The sequence below is a fragment of the Winogradskyella pacifica genome (assembly GCF_003386275.1).
In the GTDB taxonomy this organism is placed as follows: Bacteria; Bacteroidota; Bacteroidia; order Flavobacteriales; family Flavobacteriaceae; genus Winogradskyella; species Winogradskyella pacifica.
Map to the genome: position 1 here is coordinate 1 of NZ_QREI01000033.1, position 1,842 is coordinate 1,842.

Annotated in this window: 2 protein-coding genes; both read right to left on the minus strand. The window is 31.2% G+C overall.

Annotated elements, in window-relative coordinates:
- Positions 1–217: 217 nt before the first annotated feature.
- The gene (locus DFQ09_RS18625) at positions 218–988 is read right to left on the minus strand and encodes a hypothetical protein (RefSeq protein WP_147298384.1); all 771 of its coding nucleotides are present in this window, start codon (positions 986–988) and stop codon (positions 218–220) included.
- Between the two features lie 150 nt (positions 989–1,138).
- A complete protein-coding gene (locus tag DFQ09_RS18630; protein ID WP_115813132.1) occupies positions 1,139–1,723 on the minus strand; it encodes a hypothetical protein in 585 nt (194 codons plus the stop codon).
- Positions 1,724–1,842 lie beyond the last annotated feature (119 nt).

Sequence of the window (1,842 nt, forward strand, 5' to 3'; positions counted from 1 at the left end):
ATTTGCCGTAGTAAAAAGAGGAACGCCATATGTGGTTCTTCAGCAATATGCAGCATAAAAAATAAAACTAAATATTACTAGGATTTGATCTTGGACGGTCTAGTGTATGATTTCGTTGCGTGTTTAAGCACTAAAATTAGCAAATAAATCACAGATAGAAAGTCTTCGCGGACTTTCGTAAGTAGGCTATAACTAGCAATGAATTATACACATTGTTCTACGCAGTTTTTTTCCATAAATGGTTCAGAGACTTTTTTACTTTTCCTTTAATTTCATAAAAATATGCTCTATTCCCTTTGATAATTACTTTTTTATTTCTCGGCATTCTTTCTTTGTCGATAGGAATTACAACATCAATTTCGTAATAGTCAGAATTTTTGTTTTCAGTTTTGAGTTCTATAAAATCTGTAAACCCATAAGTGTAAATTCCGATTTTCTCAATGTCCTTTTTTGCTATTCTAAAAGTATTTGTCGAGTCTAAATTCACTCTGTTTCGGATGCGAGGTGCCCAAGCGCAACTTCCTTCTTTTAGCCATTCTCTTGTTAAATGCTTGTATTTTATTCTTTTGTTAAAGTACAGAGTTAGTAATTCAAATTCTTTTTTTTGTTTTTCAATCAAGTTTTGGTTTTCGTAAAGTTCAATATAATGATTAAACTTAATTTCAATTGAGTCTTTAAGTCCGATTTGCTTTTCAGTTATATTCACAATTGGCTTTCGCCTTTGTAAATGTGGATTTAAAATAACCTCTCTGTCTTTTAAAACCCATTTTCCTTCATTTGTATAATCTTTAAAAGTTTGTGGGTAAACATAATCGGTTGTTCGCAATCGAAAAGTTCCGTCCGCTTTTAATTCCAATTCAGTTCCCCCAAATTCTCCATTTGCCAAAATCATATCTCCGTATGTTCCGATAAATTCAGCATTTTCATTTTGAGCTTGAACATTGATTGTCAGCAGAAAGATTGTTAATATGTAAAATGATTTTCTCAAATTGCGTAGAACGGTTTTGTGTATGGTTAGTTGCGTGGTTGAGCAACTAATTTAGTAAACTTTCACGAACCCGTGAAAATTCCGCAGGAATTTTTGCAAGTAGGCTAGAACCAAGCAATTAATTATACACGGTGTTGTGTGTTCGTTTTTTTACATCATTAACCAAGCTTCCTTTATAAAAGTCAGTTCAGAATTTTCAACAAATTCACTCATCGATGTCTGATTGTCCGCTGATTCATTTTTTAATTCCAATAGAATTATTTGTGTATAAATTCGTTCGGGCATATTTACAAAAATTCGAAACCTTTTAATCTTTGGTGATTTGTTTAAAAAACTCAATTCTTCCAAATCCCATATTTTAAAATATTTTTCACTTATCAAATCTGGATATAAAATTCCATTTTCGAAAATCGAGCGTAATTTATTGTCATTTAGGTTAATTTCAACCACTCTGTTTCCAAAACTAATTTCATTCGCATTGGTGATGAAATTACCATGCTCGTCCAAAGACTTATATTCATTTACTATTTTAATTTCTCCGTTAAATTTGATGTGTTTTTGTTTTTCGTACTCATCTTTGAAAAACTCTTGTGCCCAAAAATCCTCTTGTTCTCCTTGATTCTTAAATGGCGGTTTTAATTCCGAAACTTGTTCAGTAATTGCTTTTTCGGTTTTTGTTTTTGAGGAACAGCCAACAGATAAAATAAGAATTAATATTAAAGTCAATTTTTCCATAAGGTTTTTCTCAAAATGACACACAACGTGTTTCTTTAGTTTGTAATAAATATCTTTATATAGAAAAAGAGGAGAACTATAACGTGTTTTAGATTAGTGATCCCTTACACGTACGAGTC